We start from the raw sequence: 21371 nt of genomic DNA, 5'->3' as shown, positions 1-21371 counted from the left end.
TCAAATGGATGTAAAAATAAAAGTAAAAAAATATATTCATGATAATCGAAATCAAACTGTTACTCTTTTACAAAAGTTAGTCCAAGAGAGAAGTATTTCAGGAAATGAAGCTCCTGCACAAGAAATTGTTATACATCACTTAAATCATCTTGGGTTAAAAGTAGATGTATGGGATCCAGATATTGATGAAATGAAAAGTTCACCATTTTTTATCACACAAAGAGATTCATTTTCGAATAGCCCAAATGTAGTTGGTGTATTGGAAGGAACAGGTAAAGGTAAGTCGATCATTATCAATGGTCATATCGATGTTGTACCAGAAGGTGAAAGAAGTCAGTGGACATCGGATCCTTATAGTGGAGAGATTATCGATAATAAGATGTATGGTAGAGGTACTACAGATATGAAAGGTGGAAATGTTGCAGCTCTTTTAGCGATTGAAGCGATTAAAATGAGTGATGTTCAGCTAAAAGGATCTGTCATTTTCCAAAGTGTAATCGAAGAAGAGAGTGGTGGGGCTGGTACATTAGCAGCTATTTTACGTGGGTATGATGCTGATGCTGTACTAATTCCAGAGCCAACAAAAATGAAAATTTTCCCTAAACAACAAGGAAGTATGTGGTTTCGCTTAAAAGTTAAGGGAAGAGTGGCCCACGGGGGTACGAGGTATGAAGGCGTAAGTGCAATTGAGAAAAGTATAGCTGTCATACAGCATATTTTGAAACTTGAGTCTCTTCGAAATGAAAGATTACTAAATGATCCTCTTTATAAAGGTGTACCAATACCAATTCCTATTAATATAGGAAGAATTGAAGGTGGAACATGGCCTTCATCAGTATCTGATTTAGTAACTCTTGAAGGTAGATTTGGAGTAGCACCAGATGAAACAATGGAGAACGCAAAAGAAGAGTTAGAGAATTGGATTAGTAGATTAGCTGAACAAGATGAATGGTTTAAGGATTATCATGTTGAAATAGAATATTTCGGAGCACGTTGGGTGCCAGGAAGCATAGAACTAGATCACCCATTTATGTCAACACTTTCGAATGCATTTATGAATGTCTTCGAAAAAGATCCAATCATTGAAGCATCTCCTTGGGGAACAGATGGTGGCTTATTCACTCAAATCAAACAAATGCCAACAATTGTATTTGGGCCAGGAGAAACCAAGGTAGCTCACTATCCTGACGAATATATTGATTTAGACGAATTGTTTAGATGCGCAGAGATTATGGCTTATACAATATTAGATTGGTGTGAAGTGAATGAGTAATGAATTTTATGAAAGTAAAATCATTCAAACAGAAGAATTTTACGCAGATGCTTGTTTTGACTACTTTAACAAAAGAATTCGAGTAGACGATTACCGCGGGAATATTAGGAGTCTTTTACACGATATTGAAAATATTAGTGAAACAAAGGATTTTACAAAATTAATTATTAAAGTTAAGCATTCTGATAAAGAAACAATGTTTAAATACGGCTATGTTTTAGAGTCTTCGATACCTGGATATTTTCAAGGAAGCCCGATGTATTTTTATTCGAAATTCAGAGACTATGAAAGACGAAATAGCCAATTTTGGATTGAAGAAGATACGATTATAAAAAATATAATTGAAAAGCCAGTTGCATCTGATAATAGAGTTTTAGATAGCAATTATCAAATGAGAATTGCGACGAAAGAAGATGCAATTGAACTTGCCAATTTATATAAAGTAGTTTTTGAGATTTATCCCACACCATTAGACGACTCTGAGTATGTTAAACAATCGATAGATGAAGATGTAATTTATTATGTAATCGAACATGAGGGGAAAGTGGTTAGTGCTGCAGCTGCAGAACTAAATGTAAAGCAATGTAATGCAGAATTAACAAACTGTGCTACACTGCCGAGTTATCGTAAACACGGGTGGATGAAATTACTCTTAAGAGAGCTAGAAAAAGAATTAGTTAAGCGATCAATTTATTGTTCATATACAATTGCTAGATCACTTTCATATGGAATGAATGCTGCATTTTATCAGTTAGGATATGAATATACTGGTAGAATGGCAAATAATTGTTACATATTCGATAAGATCGAAGACATGAATGTATGGGTTAAAGATCTAGCTAAGTAATTTTTGCTTGCTAGTCTATATAAAAACTAAAAAAGGCTTGGAGGGAGTTAAAATGAATCAAACATTGTATAAACCGAAGAGACATTGGAAGGATATTGAATTATGGAAGGATGTAACGGAAGAGCAATGGAATGATTGGATTTGGCAATTAACGAATACAATTCGTACACTTGACGACTTAAAAAAAGTTGTAAATTTAACTCCTGAAGAAGAAGAAGGTGTTAAATATTCAGCAATGACAATTCCGTTGAATATTACTCCTTACTATGCTTGGTTAATGAATCCGGATGATCCAAGATGTCCAATTCGTATGCAATCAATTCCTGTACACAATGAGTTACATAAAACGAAATATGATTTAGAAGATCCGCTTCATGAAGATGAAGATAGTCCGGTACCTGGATTAACTCATCGTTATCCAGACCGCGTGTTATTCTTAGTAACAAACCAATGTTCAATGTATTGCCGTTATTGTACTCGCCGTCGTTTCTCAGGGCAAGTTGGAATGGGTGTACCTAAGAAACAGCTTGACGATGCAATTGCATACATTCGTAATACTCCACAAGTGCGTGACGTGTTAATTTCTGGTGGAGATGGATTATTAATTAATGACAACATTTTAGAATACATTTTGAAAAATTTACGAGAAATTCCACATGTTGAAATTATTCGTATTGGAACTCGTGCACCTGTTGTATTCCCGCAACGAATTACAGAGAATTTATGTAATATTTTAAAGCGTTATCATCCAATTTGGTTAAATACACATTTTAATACTTCTATTGAAATTACAGAAGAATCAAAACGTGCTTGTGAAATGTTAGCTAATGCAGGTGTTCCACTTGGTAATCAATCAGTTATCCTTGCTGGAATCAATGACAGCATTCCGATTATGAAAAAATTAATGCATGATCTAGTTAAAATCCGTGTTCGTCCATATTACATTTATCAATGTGATTTATCAGAAGGTATTGGTCACTTCAGAGCTCCAGTAGCAAAAGGATTAGAAATTATCGAAGGTTTACGTGGTCATACATCTGGGTATGCAGTACCTACTTTTGTGGTTGACGCTCCAGGTGGAGGAGGTAAAATTGCCCTTCAACCAAACTACTTACTAGCACAAAGTGTAAATAAAGTAGTATTACGTAACTTTGAAGGTGTTATCACATCTTATCCAGAACCTGAAAACTATGTTGCAGGACGTGCAGATGATTACTTTAAAGAAATCTATCCAGATATGGAAGAGAAAAACTCAGTTGTTGGTATTTCTGGAATCTTCCAGGATCACCATTTTAATTTAGTTCCTGAAGGACTATCTCGTCTAGATCGTCGTGAACAATATACAACCAATCCAGAGCACGCTAGCTTAAAAAATAAGCGTGAAAAACGAGATGAGATGAAGGAAAAGAAATTTCAATCTCAACAAGCAAAAATGACTACTACGAACGAAAGTAAAGAAAGAGCTATAACCTCAGAAACAGAAGTGGAGAAAGTATAATGACTTGTGAATGGTGTCAATCAAACAATGTTCAAGATACAATGAATACTGTTTATTGGGAATTACCCGATGGCAGTCGAACAGTTGAAATCTTTGATACCCCAAGTGTGAAGTGTAATGATTGTGGAATGGAATATCAAACAGAAGCACTTGTACAGGAAATTGAAGACCATCTCTTTCTTATTAATACAAAAAATTTAGAAAGAAAACTTTCTTATTCTGACTTAATGAGTGTTGAGAAAATATTGAAGAAAAATTATTTTAAATTTTAAATTCAACCTTATTATCCGATTAAATATCTAAATATTCAAAAAGATGAGTAACCTTCAAAGTTACTCATCTTTTTTTGTTTAAGTCGCTTAAATGATATAGGTATTAGTAAAATGAAAATCTATCACATAAACATATATTATTCAGCAAATATAAAGGAGGTTTTTAAGGTGTCTCATACAAATAGACAACGTGAATCTTCACAACCAGAAATCGAAATTCCACCAACAGAAGACTTGATGAGGGAACATGGCATTTTAAAAAGATTGCTTTTAATCTATGAGGATGCCGGGAAACGATTACTCGGGTATAAACCTCTTGAACCACAAATCACTTATCCTGTTATATTGCAATCAGCTACAATTGCAAGAAACTTTATCGAAAATTATCACCAAGAATTAGAGGAAAAGTATCTATTCAAGAGATTCTTAAAAGAGCAAATTCAAGTTGATTTAGTACGTACTTTACAAGAGCAACATGATGCTGCTATCAATCTAACGTCGCTTATTTTACAGTCTGTAAGTCAAGGTGATCAGTATATGCAAAGTAGACAATATCTTGCTCACTTACTTTCACTTTATAAACAAATGTATGAGCCACATGAAGCATGGGAGGATACAGTGTTATTTCCTACTTTCCGTGAAATCGTAACGCCAGCGGAATTGCAAGCGTTAGGAGAAAAGTTTGAAAAAATTGAAGAAACGATGTTTGGGAAAAATGGATTTCAGAGGATATTGAAGCAGGTTGAACAACTCGAAAAAGCTTTTGGTATTTATGAATTGTCTCAATTTACACCTCATTTTACAAATAAACAATAGAAACTTAAAAAAATAACTCAAGGGATTTTGGTAATCCTTTAAGTTATTTTTTATATTCGGATAATCGAAGAGGCAATAACAAATATTAATGCTTAGATATAATGATTATCCAAAATTATACTTCTTGCTAATATTCTGAATTTTAGGTTATCTTATAAGGAGAAATGATATTAAAGGGGAACTAGAATGAATAAAATTGTTGAAGATGTTTTCTTGATGAAGTAAATCAAGTAATCGGACAAGATGATATTTTTACCGTCTATAAAAATACTATGATTTTTGTAAGGAAAACAAAATTCCCTTTCGTAAAGACTTGGAATATTAAAAAACGAATTTAATATGTAATGCTTGGAGGTTATCAAATGGAAAAGGTTCATATAACAGATGAAGAGAAATTGGAGATCTTAAAAAAATATATTAAGAATAATAAACTACAGGTAATACCGAGCAAAGAAAAATATAAAATTGCAATTTTGAATTTTTTAATCGAATCGTTCAATCCAGAAAAACAATATACTGAACGAGAAATTAATGAAGTTTTAAAATCATTCTATCCTGATTTTGCTATTTTAAGAAGATATTTAGTTGATTATAAATTACTAGAAAGAAGTAAAGATTGTAGATTGTATTGGGTAAAGAAATAAATGGGTACTCATTTATATTTTTCTACTCAAATAGGAACTCAAAAACCAGTAACGATAGTAAATAATGGTAATTCATGTCCATTTTGCGATGTTGATGGGTTAGAAAACATTATCGCGAGAGAGGATTCTATTATTCTTTTAAAAAATAAATACTCAACATTAAAAAACACATTACAGACAGTAATAATTGAAAGTGATGATTGTGACTCTGAATTATCTACATATAAAAAAGACCATTTGTACAAAGTAATCCATTTTGCGATCAAGAATTGGTTGGAGCTTGAACTTAGAAAAGACTTTAAATCAGTCATCTTATTTAAAAATCATGGTCCATTATCAGGTGGAACAATACGTCATTCTCACATGCAAATAGTTGGATTAGAACAAGTTGATTATAAAGAGAATATTCAATTGGAATGCTTTGAAGGAGCTACAATTTATAAAGATAAAAATGTTGAATTTAACATCTCATCAAAACCTAAGATGGGATTTTATGAGTTTAATGTAGTGCTGCATGATATGACTGCAATTAACAACATGGCAGATTGTATTCAAACTGCAGCTGATTATATTTTAAACCACTTCCATTATAAATGTGAAAGTTATAATTTGTTTTTTTATCATATAAATGGAATTATAAGCTGTAAAATTATTCCTAGATTTGTTACGTCTCCTTTATATATAGGATACTCCATACCACAAGTTACAGATGATATTGAACAAGTAGCTGAGAAACTGAAAAAATTTCATCAGCAGAAACATAAAATTGATTGAAGAGCTTTTGACTTATTGATCTTTTAATGCTTTTTTTTAAAAGATTGCTGCTTTTAGTTTTATTATTTAAAAGACAGAAGTTGATTGGAACGGAAGGGTGAAGGGCTCCTGTGGGAAATGCGGGAAGCTGGGACCCCACAGGAGCGTATGCGACGAGGAGGCTCAGCTCACGCCCCTAGGAAAGCGAGCATCCTGGAGTGGAAATTACACATTCTGAAATTGCAACAATGTATACCGAAACAGCCTTTATTAAAGTAATTAATTTGTGAAAAATTATTTTATGAGAGGAGGAAGAAATTATGTTTTTTTTCTTTATATTAGTTTGGATATTAGGTATCGCTTATCTCTATTCAAATCGAGAAGTGGGAGAGGATCTATTAGTATTAAAACTTGTAGGCTATTATTTATTAGGCAGTTTTTACCTTAATTTAAATGGACTCATTATACCATTAGGCTTTCCATTATGCTTTTTATTTAGACCATTAGAGAATAAAAAAATAAAACGTGAAGCTTCTATTTTTGGTTTAGTAATGATGATAATTGGACTCTTAATAAATTGACAGTAACTTATTATAGGAATCTAATTGGACATTATTTTCAAATCGAACAAAAGGATCTTTTTAATTCAATTATTAATGAATAGTTAAATCGAATAGAAAAAAATAATGAGAAACTGAGGGATAGGATGATTGACTTTTTAAATAATTTAAATATTGAAGAACAAACGATTCAATCGATTCAAAACGCATTAGAAGAAGGAAAGTACACTTCAAAAGAACTTGTTATGTATTATCTTTACCGAATCGCTCAATTTGACCAAAGTGGGCCTAACATAAATTCTATACTTGAAATTAATCCCTCTGCAATTTTTATTGCAGAGGGATTAGATAATGAGAGAAAACCAAAAGGTTCAAGAGGCCCTTTTCATGGCATTCCTATTTTATTAAAAGATAACATTGAAACAAGTGACAATATGCACACGAGTGCAGGAACTTTATCGTTAGAAAATCATATTGGTAAGAACGATGCATTTTTAGTCAAAAAACTTAGGGAAGCAGGAGCGGTCATACTTGGTAAAACGAACATGACTGAGCTTGCAAATGGAATGTCACTCGATATGTGGGCAGGATACAGTGCAAGAGGTGGACTTGTATTAAATCCATATGGACCAGGTGAGTTTTTTATAGGTGGTTCAAGCTCAGGCTCTGCAGCAGCAGTTGCAGCTAATTTCGCTGTTGCATCTATTGGAACAGAAACAGATGCGTCAATTCTAAGTCCAGCCGTTCAAAACTCAGTCGTTGGTATAAAACCCACTGTTGGATTAATAAGCCGTTCAGGAATTATTCCATTTACTTATTCACAAGATACAGCAGGGCCAATCGCTCGTACTGTAACAGATGCAGCTATCTTGTTAGGGTTGATGACGGGAGTTGATGAGTTAGACCCAGCAACAAATAAAAGTGAAGGCAATGCTTTAGAAGATTATACAACTTATTTGGATGCTTATGGGTTGAAAGGAGCACGTATTGGTATTTTTCAACATATACCTGATGATTATTTCATGCCTGGGGAGTATAATGAACAGTTATTTAACGAAGCCATTCAAACAATTCGTGAGGCAGGCGGAATAATTATTGAAGACATCGATATTCCTTCTTTCAATCGAGAGTGGAAAAGAGGTGTGTCTGTTTATGAGATGAGGCACAGTTTAGGAAATTTTCTACACCAATTGCCATCACATTTACCAGTACATACTTTCGGGGAGCTTATTGAGTTTAATAAACAGAACTCAGATCGAGCTTTAAAATACGGGCAAAATATGCTTGAATATAGAAATTCATTTCCTAACACTTTACGAAGTCCTGAGTATTTAATGGCTAAACTAGAAGATTTATATTACTCGCAAAATGAAGGAATTGATTTTGCTTTGAAAAAATATAATCTTGATGCAATTCTATTCCCAGCATATGCAGGTTCTACGATTAGTGCAAAAGCAGGGTATCCATCAATCGCTCTTCCTGCAGGTTATATGGAAAATGGTCGACCTTTTGGAATTACATTTGCTGGGACAGCATTTAGCGAAGGACTATTAATTAAACTTGGCTATTGTTATGAACAAGCAACAAAGCATCGAAAAAAGCCTGAATTACTTAATGAACATTAAAAAGATTTGAATCTAATAGATAAAGACGAGTAGAATAGTAACTTTGTAAAATTTGTTTTCTAAATCATAAGGAGGAATCTACTTGTTTACCTCTCTTATTTGGTTAGTTTCATGTGTCTTTATCATACACGACTTTGAAGAGATTATCGTAATGGAAAAATGGATACAAAAAAACGAAAAAGATTTACTAACTAAACTACCACTAAAATTTCATAGATATTTTCAAAAATTATTTCCTAAAAACACCGCAGGATTTGCTTTAGCAGTTCTAGTAGAATACGTAGTCATAATGGTTTGTACTTTTATCGCAATTTTTGATAAACAGCATGAATGGGCAGTGATTGGTGTATTATCAATTGTTTCTATATTGTTTCTGCATTGTTTTACACATATTGGACAGAGCATCATGTTAAAAAGATACACACCTGGTGTTTTTACAGCAATTATACTACTAATTCCATTTTCTCTTTATTTTTATCATTTTGGTCTAACTCATCAAATGATTGATTGGCGTATGATTTGGTTGAGTGTGCCGATTGGTATAATTATTCTTGTTATTTTTAATCAATTAGGACTTTTCTTAGGGAAAAAATTTGAAAAATAGGAATGAAAAATTAGCTATAGATAATAGAGCTTGAGTCGTTGGTATAATAAAAAATAAATCAAAACGCCCATTGGAGCGGTTTGATTTATTTTAAATGTAGTTATATGTTTATCATTTCCAAATATTAGAGATTGGTGAAGTCGTTTTACTTTTACCTGCATGTGCAAGACCATATAGATCCTCTATTGTACGAAGTAAACTAAAATGATTAACAGGAGTATCATATGTCCCTTTTTTTATCATCGGCCCAACAAAGAAGGTTGGAACGATATTGGATTGAGAGCCGTCATCTTCATCAAATGTAACAATTAATAAGCTATTGTTCTTTTTTGCCCACTCTACATATGGATCAATATTCTTTTTTAGCCACATATCAGCCTGTTTAATCGTGCCATCATGCATGTCATTATTTAAATTTGGAATGACAAAAGAAACAGTTGGAAGCTTACTATAGTCTTTTGGAAAATTGCTGAATGGTTGATTATCATTTTTTGGTACGTTTGTAAAATTTACCCAAGGGTTATGTTTTCGGGCATATAATTTCTGTGAATCTGTTTCTCCTTTAAAACCAATCGAAGGTAAATTCTCAGAATAACCTACAAATGTGTATTTTTTGTCAACTAATTCACTAGCCAAATTAGAAGTACTGAATTTTCTATTTGGCATTCTATCAGATGTCACTCCTTGATTGGAACCAGAAAAAATATCTAAATAATTAGGCTGACTTGGATGTTCGATCGCTCTATAGTTTGTTAAATTTGCTCCGTTGTTCATTAAATAGTTCATATAAGGTGCTTTACGATTTCCAGCAATACTTTGAAGAGAGTGATTTTCTTCTATAACGATTACAATGCGATCAACCTTTTTAGGTAGAGGAGTTTTAGTAAACTTTATTTGCTGTGGGACTATTTTAGAATGATCAGTAGATTGTTGTTTTTCTTGTGACTGATATGAACATGAAGTTAAAATAAAAATGCTTAATATAGTAAAAGACAAAATCCATTTTATTTTCATAAAATACCTTCTTTCTCAATTTGCTATGAAATGTAGTATTTCCAAAGTCAAATAAATTACATTCATAAATATCGGAATGGAAATAGACATGTTTTATATGGAAAGAATATAAAAAAGAGGATTTATTCTTTGTATTTATGACGTATTTTTGGGTCTCTAACTGGCGAGAATAACTGATTGACTAAGCACTATATTTTCTAGAAATCATATTATGCCTTAGAGTACATGAGAAAGGAGGGACAATCGCATGGATAGAACATACGGTGTATACCAAAATCCTTATCAAGTCACTGCCAATCCTTCTTACAACAATTATGATGTAAGACAAATGCCTACTCAACCAGGAACTATGCCGCAAGAAACTCACCAACATACACATACACACACTCATCATCATACACACCACCACCATCATCACCACCATCATACGGGAACAACTACAACTGGACAAATGTAATTTCAAACAAAAAATATAACCGAAAAAGGGTTCCTTATTTTGGATCCCTTTTTCGAATGGAATGGAAATTTTAATAAGTTAAATTTACATAATTGAAACGAAAATAAAAATTTACAGTAGGCTTTATATAAATATAATAGTTTTTGTTTTTAGTATTTCCGATTGAAAAATTCATTTATATTTATGAAATTTCACATACCGAAATTATTTGAAAAATGAAAAAAATAAACTAAAATAAAATTAATAATAAAAAGACTGATAAACAAAGTATAAAGTTTTATCGGTTCTTGTAAAATTTAAGAAAAAGTTTTTAAAGTATTTAGATTTAGTTCTATTAAATAAATGATATAGGTTTAATGGAAGGAATGGTTCTAAATGAAAGATTTGAAATTTATGAAGGATTACAGAGATAATACATTAGTTCGAAACAGTTTTAATGAACTAGCTGGGTACATTTTTGGAGGTATCAATTTTGAAAATTGGTATAAAGCTGGTTATTGGACGGATAAATATAATCCTTATTCATTATTAGATGGGGATAAAATTGTGGCAAATGTTTCTGTCAATGAAATTGATTTAGTTATTGATGGTCAAGAAAAAAGAGCAATTCAAATCGGAACGGTAATGACCCATCCGGATTATCGGAATAAAGGACTTTCAAGGGAAATAATGAACAGAGTTTTATCAGATTATGAGAATAAACATGATCTTATGTATTTGTTTGCAAACCATAGTGTTTTAGATTTTTATCCGAAATTCGACTTCAAACCAGTTACAGAATATCAATATTCGATGAAGTTTAATTTAAGCCTTCGTAATAATGCTAGTATTCATAAATTTGACTCTCAGAACATAGATGACTTACATTTTATCTATCAATTTGTCTCTGAAAGACTACCAGTTTCGATGAAATTTGGATCAAAAAATACTAGGGAACTATTTATGTTCTATTGCTTAAATGTTTTTACTAATGACCTTTATTACATAAAAGATGAAAATGTGATTGTCATTTATCAAATAAAAGAAGATGTTTTACATATTTTTGACATAGTAAGCAAAGAAAAGTTTGATATTGTAAATGTCTTACAAGCTATTGCAAATGAACAGACTCAAAAAATAGTTTTTCATTACATGCCAGATTACAAGGGATTAAACTATGAAATAGTAGAGTTTCATGATGATACGGTCTTTTTTGTAAGGTATACTAGTGATATGACTTTACCAACATTTAGTAAACATCCAGTCACATCACAGGCTTAGAAAGTATTTCCGATATTAAAATATTTACCAATTACCAATAATTGACGAAAAAATCATACAATGCTATTTTAAAAAATGAGAAAAATCATTTTTTCATAAAAATTATTATTAAACTTATAAACTTACTTAAGTTAGTAGTAAATTTCACCGAAATGAAAGGAGATCCATAAATTGTCTCAGAATCAAGGAATTACTATAGATAAAAAACACCACAGTTTACAAGCTGATTGTGAGAACTGCTTCGCTTTGTGCTGTGTTGCATTACCATTTGCTGCGTCAGCAGATTTTGCAATCGATAAAGAAGGAGGCAAGCCGTGCCCCAACCTTCAAGAGGACTTCCGCTGCAGCATACATAAAAACCTTAGACAGAAAGGATTTCAAGGCTGTACTGTCTTTGATTGCTTTGGTGCAGGTCAAAAGATATCTCAAGTTACCTTCAATGGAAAAGACTGGAGAGAAGCTCCTGAATCCGCTAAACAAATGTACGATGCATTCTCGATTATGCGACAACTTCATGAAATGCTTTGGTATTTAAATGAAGCACTGTCATTAAAAGCGGCAAATTCGATTCATAAGGAGATCAAATTAGCTCTTGAAGAAACAGAAAGACTAACTTATCTCAGTCCTGAATCTATTTTAGAAATTGATCTAATTGCATACAGATCAAATATCAATGAACTTCTCCTAAAAACTAGTGAACTCGTGCGATCTGACTTCCGTCGCCAAGATAAGAAGTCTCGAGGGAATCAGAAAAAATATAGCCGAGGCGCCGATCTGATTGGTGCTAAACTTAAAGGCGCCGATCTTAGTGGAGCTAATTTAAGAGGAGCATATATGATTGCCGCTGATCTTAGAAATGCAGATATGAGAGTGGCGGATCTAATTGGAGCAGATTTCCGTGATGCAGACATTAGAGGAGCAGACCTTACAGGAAGTATCTTTCTTACTCAAGTCCAGATTAATGCTGCAAAAGGTGATGCTGCTACAAAATTACCACCAATACTAATTCGACCAGGGCACTGGTCAATCTAGTAAATAAATACATTAAAATGTTATATGTAATATACTAGAAAATCCCAAGTTCTTTAAACTATAAAGAATTTGGGATTTTTAATTTCATCATATTTATCATCTAAAAAATATGATATTTATCATGTGAAAGTGGTGATACAAATCACTATGGAATGAAATGGAAAAATCATAAGATAGTATCAAGAAATGAGTTACACAGAAACGGAGTGTGAAAGATGAAAAACGCAATTGAAATTAAAAATGTATCAAAACAATATCAAAATAAAAAAGCAGTTGATAACTTATCTTTAACAATTAATGAAGGTAGCATTGTTGCTCTCTTAGGGCCAAATGGAGCAGGTAAGAGTACAACAATTAATATGATTTTAGGTTTAACAGAACCAACATCAGGCCAAATTAAACTACTTGGTAAATCACCAAAAGAAAAATCTGTTCGAAATAAAATTGGCGCTATGTTACAGGAAGTTAGTGTGATTGACGGTTTAAAAGTAAGAGAAACGATTGATTTATTTAGAAGTTATTATAGTAATGCTTTATCGACTAATGAACTACTTAAAATCTCGAACTTAGAAGCTGAACAAGATAAGTTTTCATCTGACTTATCTGGTGGTCAAAAAAGACGTTTAGGTTTTGCACTTGCATTAGCTGGTAATCCAGATGTTTTATTTTTAGATGAACCAACTGTAGGTATGGATATTACTTCTCGTCAAATTTTTTGGGAAACAATCCGTTCTTTCGCTGGAAGTGGGAAAACGATCATTTTAACAACGCATTATTTAGAAGAAGCCGATAACCTTGCTGACCGCGTGGTTGTTATTAATCAAGGTAAAATCATAGCGGATGGAACACTTGATGAAATTAAAGCTTCAACAGGTATGCAACATGTTTCATTCACAGTTGGAGAAAATGTAACAAGTGACCAATTACTTCGTCTACCTGGAGTTACGGACGTACAACAAAGTGGTCGCAGAGTGAAAGTATACGGAGCAGATACAGACCAAATTTTATTCTCTGTCATTCGAAACAATATTGAAGTTAGAGATATCGAAACACATAAAAGCGGCTTAGAAGATGCGTTCCAAAGTTTAATAGAATCAAGTGATTCGAAGGGAGAGGAAAACTATGCAAGCATTTATCGCACAGTGTAAAGCAGAATTATTAAGATCAATTCGTAACAAACGTTTCCTTATTTTTACAATTCTATTCCCAGTAGCATTTTATTTCATTTTTACTAGTGTTAACGATTCAAATATGAAAATTAATGGTGTTGCATGGAAAGCTTATTATTTAATGTCAATGACGGCATTCGGGTTATTAAATTCAAGTATTAGTTCATTAGGGGTAAAAATGGCTCAAGAACGAAGCCAAGGTTGGGTGCGTTTACTAAAAATTACGCCATTATCATCTATTGCATATGTAGGTTCAAAGATTATAGCAACTTCTATTATTAATCTAGGCATTATTATTATGATGTTTTTAGTTGGAAAGTTTGGAAAAGGAGTAGATCTTTCCTTAACGAAATGGGTTAGTTGTGGAGGATGGTTGTTACTTGGATCTATCGTATTCTTAGCTTTAGGATCTTTAGTAGGGACAACAAAAAAACCTGAAACAGCACAGCCAATCGCTAGTATTTTCCAACTTGGTCTTGCGATGTTAGGTGGTCTTTGGATGCCAGTTGTAACAATGCCAAAACTGATGCAAGATATTGCTCATTGGATGCCTACGTACAATTTTGCACAAGGTCCTTGGAGAATTTTAGCTGGTCAGTCAGTTGATATGAAAAACATCTGGATTCTTGCTGGATATTTAGTTTTATTCTTCTTATTATCATCATTCATTTTAAAAAAGCAAAACGCAGAGTAATAGGGTCTGAATAGAGCAAGACATATAAAAAGTATAAGTAAAGATAGTAGGGATTGATTATCCATACTATCTTTTTTATCTTAAAGTTTATTTAAGCACTCCATTAATTGAACGGTAAAAACCCTAAATTGGCATGATGTAAAAGTTAAAAAGACTTAGCAAGTCGGAATCCAAGGTCGTCTATACTAAATGAAGGATGACTTCGACGACGACACGAAGCCCCACAACCTCTAGCCTCTTCAGCCCAGCTACCTCCTCGGAAAATTCGGTAGGATCCGTACACTTGTTCATCATATAAATCAAAGCACCACTCCCAAACATTTCCTATCATATCGTACAGACCCCATGCATTTGGTTCCTTTCTTCCTACTGAATGGATTTTTCCTCCTGAATTTTCATTATACCAGGCAATCTTATCGAGCTCTCCATATCTATAACCAGTAGTCCCTGCTTTACATGCATATTGCCACTCTGCTTCTAAAGGAAGTCGATACCCGTCTGACTCCCAATCACATAGTATGTTTTCACCATCGTTACTTATAGAATAACACTCTTTTAGTCCTGCTTTCTGTGAAAGGAGATTACAAAAGGAAATTGCATCATTCCAAGAAATATTCACAACCGGTTTTAGATCTGTGTCCAAAGAAATAGGAGATTTATTAGTAATAGAATTGTAAAGACCTAACGTTACAGGATACTGGCCAAGTAGAAATGGTTTTATTTCAGATTTCCATGTGCTTTTTATTCTATCGTCTCTTAATTCTAATTCTCCTTCTGGAATTTTTACCATTGGATAGTCATTGAAACTCTTTATTTCATTGGACATTCTATCATCCTCCTAAAGGTCTAAAACTTTATTAAAGAACATTTGTCAAAATAATTGAGACTGTATCGACAGTTTCTAGTTGATATAGAAAACACTCAAATTTTCGTTGGTAATTTATATATATGTAAATAGAATGACTCTATTTTTCAGAATTGTATAGTATAATAAAAAAATAAAAATTGTAATTAAGGATTGTGTTTAATGAAATCATTCAAGTTTTTTCCAGAGTCTGTTGGTAATGTAGGTTGGATCTGGATGTTTTATTTTCTAGTTCCGCTCATGAATTTCCTTTCCTTACCATTCAGTGAATCTTGGTACGGTTATTTATTAACTTTTGTACTTATTTTTTTCTATCGACAAAGTTGGTGGGAAGAGAATCGAAAGCCAATTTATATCACTCTTCAACTGGCCATTATTACAGCCTTGAGTATTCTTTATGATCCTTTTTTCGTATACATGGGCTTTTATCCAATGGCAGTCATTTCTACGTTAAAAAGTGATCGTCAAGTAAGATATTTTGTTTTAATTACAGCAGTCCTTTTTTCGGCTTTATTAGGTTGGAATTATATACATCAGCCAAATAACCTTCTGTTACAGTTAATCCCTACTATTTTAGTGTTGTGTGTATTTCCATTTGGAATGAGAGCAGCAAGAAAACAAAGGGAGTTAAAAAAACAACTTGCTGAAGCGAACGAAGAGATTTCTCGATTAATAAAGCAAGAAGAAAGACAGCGGATTGCAAGAGATTTACACGATACATTAGGTCATACCCTATCGTTAATTTCTTTAAAGAGCGAACTTGCTGAACGTTTCTTTGATACAAATCTTGAAAAAGCGAAGCAAGAAATACAAGAAGTACATAAAACTTCACGAATTGCATTAAAACAAGTTCGTGAACTGATTTCAGATATGCGGACAGTTACGATTGAGGAAGAATTGGAAAATGCATTAGAGATTCTTAAATCAGCGGGAATAACTTGTGAAATTAATAAAGTAGAAGTCCTGCCTGATGGTTCCATAATGCAAAATATTTTAGGAATGTGTTTAAGAGAATCAATCGTTAATATTGTTAAACATAGCTCTGCTAAGCATTGTAAAATTACTTTTCAAACTACTCCTGAATCTTTCATCATCAAAATTGAGGATGATGGTAAAGGCTTTGAAACAATGAATCCAGGAAATGGGATGTTAGGTATGAAAGAACGATTAACGTTAATTGAAGGAAAATTAGACATAGTTAGTAAAAGTGATAAGGGGACATGTGTAACACTGCAAGTTCCTATTGTCATTAAATAGCGTAGTTCGGAGGAGAGAAAATGAAAATAATCATTGCAGAAGATCAAGGAATGCTGCGTGGAGCAATGGCTACTCTTCTCGACATGGAAGATGATATTGAAGTGGTAGCATTAGCTGAAAATGGAGAAGAGGCACTTAAGTTAATTGATCAACACAAACCTGATATTTGCGTAACAGATATTGAAATGCCTGTGTTAACAGGACTAGATCTTGCAGAAAAATTGAAGTCAGAAAAAAATCCTTGTAAAGTTGTCATCGTAACCACCTTTGAAAGATCTGGATATTTTAAACGTGCTATGAAAGCCGGTGTACAAGGCTATTTTCTAAAAGAAACCCCAGTTTCAGAGTTAGCGAATTACTTAAGAAAAGTTAATAAGGGCAATCGAGTCATTAGTCCAGAACTAACTTATTTTGCTTGGGAAGAAGAAAACCCATTAACTGAACGAGAAAAAGATGTTTTAAAACAACTTTCAGATGGATTAACTGTAAAGGATATCTCTACAACCTTGTTTCTTTCACAAGGAACAATTCGAAATTATATATCTGAAATCATGCAAAAGCTTGAAGCGAAAAACCGAATTGATGCGGTTTCGATTGCGAAAGAGAATGGTTGGATATAGGTTTTCGTTAAAAATTCTTTCAAACTAGAAAAGACGGTCTTAAAAAATAAGACCGTTTTTGTTATGTCGTAATATATTTTGATCTGTTTCCGCTGAAATTAGAATAAATGCTTGTTACTTTTCCGTTTTAAAGGACCAACAAATATTTTAATTTCGATTATGCTAATAGAAATACACTAGCAATGACTCCCCATTTTTTCATTGACCTCATGGCTAACCTCCTTGATTCCCAATTACTAATACGAACAGTTCTAAAAAGATTCAAAATTCCATTCTTCTATACTTGTCATCCTAAAAAGAGTGTGCTATTCTTTATGTGTAAACGGTTACATATGAAAGAGGTGAAAACAGCTGGCAACTATTCGTGATGTAGCAAAAGCGGCTGGAGTATCGGTTGCGACGGTTTCGAGAGTGTTAAATGAAACAGGTTACGTGCATGAAGATACAAAAAAAGCTGTAAATTTAGCAATTAAAGAATTAGATTATAGTCCGAATGAAGTGGCTCGATCCCTGTACAAACGAAAATCACGGCTAATTGGGCTTTTACTTCCTGACATCACCAATCCTTTTTTTCCATTGCTAGCTCGTGGTGTTGAGGATGAAATGAGAGACCATGACTTTCGATTAATCTTTGGGAACACTGATGAAGACGCTGAAAAGGAACAAGATTATATTCAAACCTTTCAGCAAAACAATGTAATTGGAATTATTTCAATGACTAATACTTTGAGTAAAACAACTTATAATGATTTATCAATTCCAGTTGTTTTTCTCGATCGGACAGCTTCTAGTCTTCCTTCAGTGTATGCAGATGGGAAAGAGGGCGGGAGAATAGCTGCTCAGGAATTAATCAAACGAGGAAGTAAATGTATTACGTTAATTAAAGGGCCTGCCCATTTACAAACCGCACTAGACCGATTCCAAGGTTCTCTTGAGGTATTGAGTTCATCAGATGTTAATTTCAATGTGATGTCGACAACCTCGTTTTCCTTTAAGGATGCAGAAAAATGGGCAAAGGATCTTTTTCAAAAATATATTGATACAGATGGTATCATTGCAAGTAATGATATTGTAGCGACAGCAGTTTTACATGAAGCATTGCGGATTGGAAAATCGATTCCAAATGAGATTCAAATTATTGGTTTCGATGATATTCCGCTAAGTAGTTTATTATATCCATCATTATCAACGATTAGGCAGCCAGCCTATGAGATGGGAAGAGAAGCTGCGAAATTATTAATAAGATTAATTAAGAATGATAAAAAAATAGATCATAACATACAATTACCTGTTTCATTTATTGAAAGAAGTACAACGAGAAAGGTTGATGAGCATGTCTAAGCTTGTAGTGATTGGGAGTTCATCTATGGATTTGGTCGTTTCGGCATCGAAGCGACCAAGTGCAGGAGAAACGATTATTGGAGAACAGTTCAAGACAATTCCTGGTGGAAAAGGTGCGAACCAAGCGGTGGCCGCCGCAAGATTAGGTTCTGAAGTTTATTTGATAGGCTGTGTCGGAAGCGACAATTATGGGGACATTATTTTGAAGAATTTCAAACAAAATAATGTGCTTATTGACTATGTGGAACCGGTTACATATATAGAAACTGGTACAGCACATATTATATTGGCAGAAGGCGACAATAGCATCATCGTTGTAAAGGGTGCCAATAACAATGTAACCCCAAAATATGTTGAAAAAGCAAAAGAGATTATTCAGAAGGCGGAAATGGTACTGATTCAACAGGAAATTCCTGAAGAAACGGTTGAGTATGTGGTGGACCTTTGTCATGAATACAGTGTTCCACTTTTATTAAATCCGGCTCCAGCACGTGTTATCAGTCAAACGGTTATCGAAAAAGCGACTTATCTGACTCCTAACGAGCATGAAGCATCAATATTGTTTGAGGATTTAACAAAGGAAGAAGCGTTAAAAAAATATCCAAACAAGTTGTTTATTACGGAAGGTAAGCAAGGTGTTCGATATTTTAATGGTGAAAAAGAAATGCTCATTCCTTCTTTCAAGGTAGAGGCAGTAGACACAACTGGTGCAGGTGATACGTTTAATGCTGCATTTGCTGTTGCTTTATCAGAAGGAAAAAACATCGAAGACAGCGTACTTTTCGCAAATCGTGCCGCATCACTTTCTGTTACGAAATTTGGAGCACAAGGCGGAATGCCGCTGAGAGCTGAAGTTGAAGGGAGTATTTCATCATGAAACGACATGGGATTTTAAATAGCCATATCTCAAAAATACTATCTGATTTGGGTCATACAGATTTGATCGTTATTGCAGATGCTGGATTACCAGTTCCTGAAGGTGTTAAAAAAATTGATTTAGCTTTAAAGCTTGGTGTTCCAAGCTTTAAAGAAGTTGTTACTATCATTGCAGACGATATGAAAATTGAACAAGTTGTATTAGCAAATGAAATTGAAGCAAATAATCCAGCAACTTATCAATATATGAAAGAACAATTCTCATATTTATCTATGGAGATGGTTTCTCACGAACAATTTAAAGAACTTACAAAAAAGGCAAAGGCCATTATTCGTACCGGTGAGGGAACACCATATGCCAATTGTATTTTACAGGCTGGAGTCATTTTTTAGTAAAAAGGGGTGAACGAAATGCAGATTACAATGCGAGAGATTCATAAAGCATTTGGATCAAACCAAGTATTGTCTGGAGTTGATTTTGAGCTACGTAATGGGGAAGTACATGCACTAATGGGTGAGAATGGTGCCGGTAAATCGACACTCATGAATATCCTAACAGGTCTTCATAAATTGGATCAAGGATCCATTTCGATTGATGGAAAGGAACATTATTTCTCCAATCCAAAAGAGGCCGAAAAATTTGGCATTACGTTTATTCATCAAGAATTGAACATATGGCCAGATATGACGGTATTAGAAAATTTATTTATTGGGAAAGAACTCAAAAATTCTTTTGGTTTTTTAAAAACTAGTGAAATGAAAGCGTTAGCAGAAGAACAATTTAAAAAATTGTCTGTATCCATCCCTTTAGATCTTGAGGCGGGTCAATGCTCGGTTGGTCAGCAACAAATGATTGAAATCGCAAAGGCATTATTAACTGATGCGAAAGTAATCATTATGGATGAACCTACGGCCGCCTTAACTGAAAGAGAGATTCAAAAGCTTTTTGAAGTCATCGCTGCATTGAAAAAAGAAGGCGTTTCCATCGTATATATTTCTCACCGAATGGAAGAAATATTTGCTATTTGCGACCGCATTACGGTAATGAGGGATGGAAAAACCGTAGATACAAAAAACATACCAGAGACTAGTTTTGATGAGGTCGTTCGAAAAATGGTTGGGCGTGAATTGACGGAACGATTTCCACAGCGTACCCCTAGCTTAGGTGAAACCATTCTTGAGATAAAGCACTTAACAAAAAAAGGTTCGTTTGAAAATGTTAGCTTCTCAGTCAAAACTGGTGAAATATTAGGTGTTTCTGGCTTAATGGGTGCAGGACGTACCGAAATCATGAGAGCTATTTTTGGGTTAGATGGATTTGATTCAGGAGAAATATTGGTTAACGGGAAACAAGAATTCATTAAATATCCTCATCAAGCCATTAAGCTAGGAATTGGTTTCATCACAGAAGATCGAAAAGACGAAGGACTTGTATTAGATTTTTCCATCTCAGATAATGTGGTGCTTCCAAGCTTAAAAAGTTTTGCACCTAATTTTATCATTAAGGAAAAAGATGAACGTGATTTTGTTGAACTGTTAATTAAGAGATTAACGGTAAAAACTCAATCATCTACGACAAGAGTTGGCAGTCTTTCGGGTGGGAACCAGCAAAAGGTGGTCATTGCTAAGTGGGTTGGAATCGGACCAAAGGTTTTGATCATGGATGAACCAACACGAGGTGTTGATGTCGGAGCCAAACGAGAAATTTATCAATTAATGAATGAACTTACTGATAGAGGTGTGGCGATTATTATGGTTTCATCAGAACTTCCAGAGATTCTGGGTATGAGTGACCGTGTATTAGTTGTTCACGAAGGAAAAATCAGCGGAGAATTAGTAAAAGAAGAAGCAACTCAGGAACGTATTATGACATTAGCAACAGGAGGTCAGTAAG

At 33.7% G+C, this 21371-nt stretch carries 23 protein-coding genes; 21 read left to right on the top strand and 2 right to left on the bottom strand.

Translation table 11 applies throughout. The features are described from left to right. The first annotated feature begins 4 nt into the window (after nucleotides 1–4). The 10 genes from J5Y03_RS14925 to J5Y03_RS14880 all read left to right on the top strand — a co-directional run bounded on the left by J5Y03_RS14925 (nucleotide 5) and on the right by J5Y03_RS14880 (nucleotide 8892). The gene (locus J5Y03_RS14925) at nucleotides 5–1273 is read left to right on the top strand and encodes a peptidase (RefSeq protein WP_209406795.1); all 1269 of its coding nucleotides are present in this window, start codon (nucleotides 5–7) and stop codon (nucleotides 1271–1273) included. Then, nucleotides 1266–2120 carry a putative beta-lysine N-acetyltransferase gene (gene ablB / locus J5Y03_RS14920; protein WP_209406794.1) on the top strand — a complete coding sequence of 285 codons (855 nt, stop codon included), beginning with the start codon at nucleotides 1266–1268 and terminating at the stop codon, nucleotides 2118–2120. The genes J5Y03_RS14925 and ablB overlap by 8 nt, the downstream gene beginning before the upstream one ends. Nucleotides 2121–2172: 52 nt before the next feature. Continuing rightward, nucleotides 2173–3618 (top strand): lysine 2,3-aminomutase, encoded by a 1446-nt coding sequence (kamA, locus tag J5Y03_RS14915; protein ID WP_209406793.1) that lies wholly within the window; start codon nucleotides 2173–2175, stop codon nucleotides 3616–3618. After that, nucleotides 3618–3890, top strand: coding sequence for a YokU family protein (locus J5Y03_RS14910; RefSeq protein WP_209406792.1), 273 nt, complete (start codon nucleotides 3618–3620; stop codon nucleotides 3888–3890). The genes kamA and J5Y03_RS14910 overlap by 1 nt, the downstream gene beginning before the upstream one ends. A gap of 168 nt (nucleotides 3891–4058) precedes the next feature. Then, on the top strand, nucleotides 4059–4706 hold the full coding sequence (locus tag J5Y03_RS14905) for a hemerythrin domain-containing protein (protein WP_209406791.1): 648 nt from the start codon (nucleotides 4059–4061) through the stop codon (nucleotides 4704–4706). 362 nt (nucleotides 4707–5068) lie between these two features. Further along, entirely contained in the window at nucleotides 5069–5350 is a 282-nt protein-coding gene (locus J5Y03_RS14900; RefSeq protein ID WP_209406790.1) for a DUF2087 domain-containing protein, read from the top strand. Further along, complete coding sequence (locus tag J5Y03_RS14895; protein WP_209406789.1) at nucleotides 5351–6124, top strand: DUF4931 domain-containing protein; 774 nt, start codon at nucleotides 5351–5353, stop codon at nucleotides 6122–6124. A 299-nt stretch (nucleotides 6125–6423) separates the two neighbouring features. Then, nucleotides 6424–6684, top strand: a complete 261-nt coding sequence (locus tag J5Y03_RS14890) for a hypothetical protein (protein WP_209406788.1) — start codon at nucleotides 6424–6426, stop codon at nucleotides 6682–6684. A 125-nt stretch (nucleotides 6685–6809) separates the two neighbouring features. Continuing rightward, entirely contained in the window at nucleotides 6810–8288 is a 1479-nt protein-coding gene (locus J5Y03_RS14885; protein WP_209406787.1) for an amidase family protein, read from the top strand. 82 nt (nucleotides 8289–8370) lie between these two features. After that, nucleotides 8371–8892 (top strand): HXXEE domain-containing protein, encoded by a 522-nt coding sequence (locus J5Y03_RS14880; protein WP_209406786.1) that lies wholly within the window; start codon nucleotides 8371–8373, stop codon nucleotides 8890–8892. Nucleotides 8893–9003: 111 nt separating this feature from the next. Here J5Y03_RS14880 and J5Y03_RS14875 read toward each other — a convergent pair whose 3' ends face one another. After that, complete coding sequence (locus J5Y03_RS14875; protein ID WP_209406785.1) at nucleotides 9004–9906, bottom strand: alkaline phosphatase family protein; 903 nt, start codon at nucleotides 9904–9906, stop codon at nucleotides 9004–9006. Nucleotides 9907–10153: 247 nt separating this feature from the next. Between J5Y03_RS14875 and J5Y03_RS14870 the strand changes: the two genes are divergently transcribed. The 5 genes from J5Y03_RS14870 to J5Y03_RS14850 all read left to right on the top strand — a co-directional run bounded on the left by J5Y03_RS14870 (nucleotide 10154) and on the right by J5Y03_RS14850 (nucleotide 14518). Beyond that, the gene (locus J5Y03_RS14870) at nucleotides 10154–10363 is read left to right on the top strand and encodes a hypothetical protein (protein ID WP_209406784.1); all 210 of its coding nucleotides are present in this window, start codon (nucleotides 10154–10156) and stop codon (nucleotides 10361–10363) included. A gap of 375 nt (nucleotides 10364–10738) precedes the next feature. After that, complete coding sequence (locus J5Y03_RS14865) at nucleotides 10739–11623, top strand: GNAT family N-acetyltransferase (RefSeq protein ID WP_209406783.1); 885 nt, start codon at nucleotides 10739–10741, stop codon at nucleotides 11621–11623. A gap of 162 nt (nucleotides 11624–11785) precedes the next feature. Then, nucleotides 11786–12655 carry a pentapeptide repeat-containing protein gene (locus tag J5Y03_RS14860; protein WP_407648450.1) on the top strand — a complete coding sequence of 290 codons (870 nt, stop codon included), beginning with the start codon at nucleotides 11786–11788 and terminating at the stop codon, nucleotides 12653–12655. 215 nt (nucleotides 12656–12870) lie between these two features. After that, nucleotides 12871–13803, top strand: coding sequence for an ABC transporter ATP-binding protein (locus tag J5Y03_RS14855; RefSeq protein ID WP_209406781.1), 933 nt, complete (start codon nucleotides 12871–12873; stop codon nucleotides 13801–13803). Next, nucleotides 13778–14518 (top strand): ABC transporter permease, encoded by a 741-nt coding sequence (locus tag J5Y03_RS14850; RefSeq protein ID WP_209406780.1) that lies wholly within the window; start codon nucleotides 13778–13780, stop codon nucleotides 14516–14518. The genes J5Y03_RS14855 and J5Y03_RS14850 overlap by 26 nt, the downstream gene beginning before the upstream one ends. Before the next feature lie 145 nt (nucleotides 14519–14663). On the opposite strand, the gene J5Y03_RS14845 is transcribed toward J5Y03_RS14850, so the two are convergent. Further along, nucleotides 14664–15344, bottom strand: coding sequence for a formylglycine-generating enzyme family protein (locus tag J5Y03_RS14845; RefSeq protein WP_209406779.1), 681 nt, complete (start codon nucleotides 15342–15344; stop codon nucleotides 14664–14666). Between the two features lie 201 nt (nucleotides 15345–15545). Here J5Y03_RS14845 and J5Y03_RS14840 point away from each other — a divergent pair, with 201 nt between their 5' ends. The 6 genes from J5Y03_RS14840 to J5Y03_RS14815 all read left to right on the top strand — a co-directional run bounded on the left by J5Y03_RS14840 (nucleotide 15546) and on the right by J5Y03_RS14815 (nucleotide 21370). Then, nucleotides 15546–16640, top strand: a complete 1095-nt coding sequence (locus J5Y03_RS14840; protein ID WP_209406778.1) for a sensor histidine kinase — start codon at nucleotides 15546–15548, stop codon at nucleotides 16638–16640. Nucleotides 16641–16660: 20 nt separating this feature from the next. Further along, a complete protein-coding gene (locus J5Y03_RS14835; RefSeq protein ID WP_209406777.1) occupies nucleotides 16661–17260 on the top strand; it encodes a response regulator transcription factor in 600 nt (199 codons plus the stop codon). A gap of 351 nt (nucleotides 17261–17611) precedes the next feature. Beyond that, nucleotides 17612–18601 carry a LacI family DNA-binding transcriptional regulator gene (locus tag J5Y03_RS14830; protein ID WP_209406854.1) on the top strand — a complete coding sequence of 330 codons (990 nt, stop codon included), beginning with the start codon at nucleotides 17612–17614 and terminating at the stop codon, nucleotides 18599–18601. Then, nucleotides 18594–19478 carry a ribokinase gene (rbsK, locus tag J5Y03_RS14825; protein ID WP_209406776.1) on the top strand — a complete coding sequence of 295 codons (885 nt, stop codon included), beginning with the start codon at nucleotides 18594–18596 and terminating at the stop codon, nucleotides 19476–19478. The genes J5Y03_RS14830 and rbsK overlap by 8 nt, the downstream gene beginning before the upstream one ends. Then, nucleotides 19475–19870 (top strand): D-ribose pyranase, encoded by a 396-nt coding sequence (gene rbsD, locus J5Y03_RS14820; RefSeq protein WP_209406775.1) that lies wholly within the window; start codon nucleotides 19475–19477, stop codon nucleotides 19868–19870. Before rbsK ends, rbsD begins: the two co-directional genes overlap by 4 nt. A gap of 18 nt (nucleotides 19871–19888) precedes the next feature. Then, nucleotides 19889–21370, top strand: a complete 1482-nt coding sequence (locus J5Y03_RS14815) for a sugar ABC transporter ATP-binding protein (RefSeq protein WP_209406774.1) — start codon at nucleotides 19889–19891, stop codon at nucleotides 21368–21370. The last annotated feature ends 1 nt before the right edge of the window (nucleotide 21371 follow it).

The sequence above is a fragment of the Gottfriedia endophytica genome (assembly GCF_017814275.1).
Lineage (GTDB): Bacteria > Bacillota > Bacilli > Bacillales > Bacillaceae_G > Gottfriedia > Gottfriedia endophytica.
Note: the sequence above shows the minus strand (reverse complement) of the source record. Positions and strands in the feature narration are given on the sequence as shown.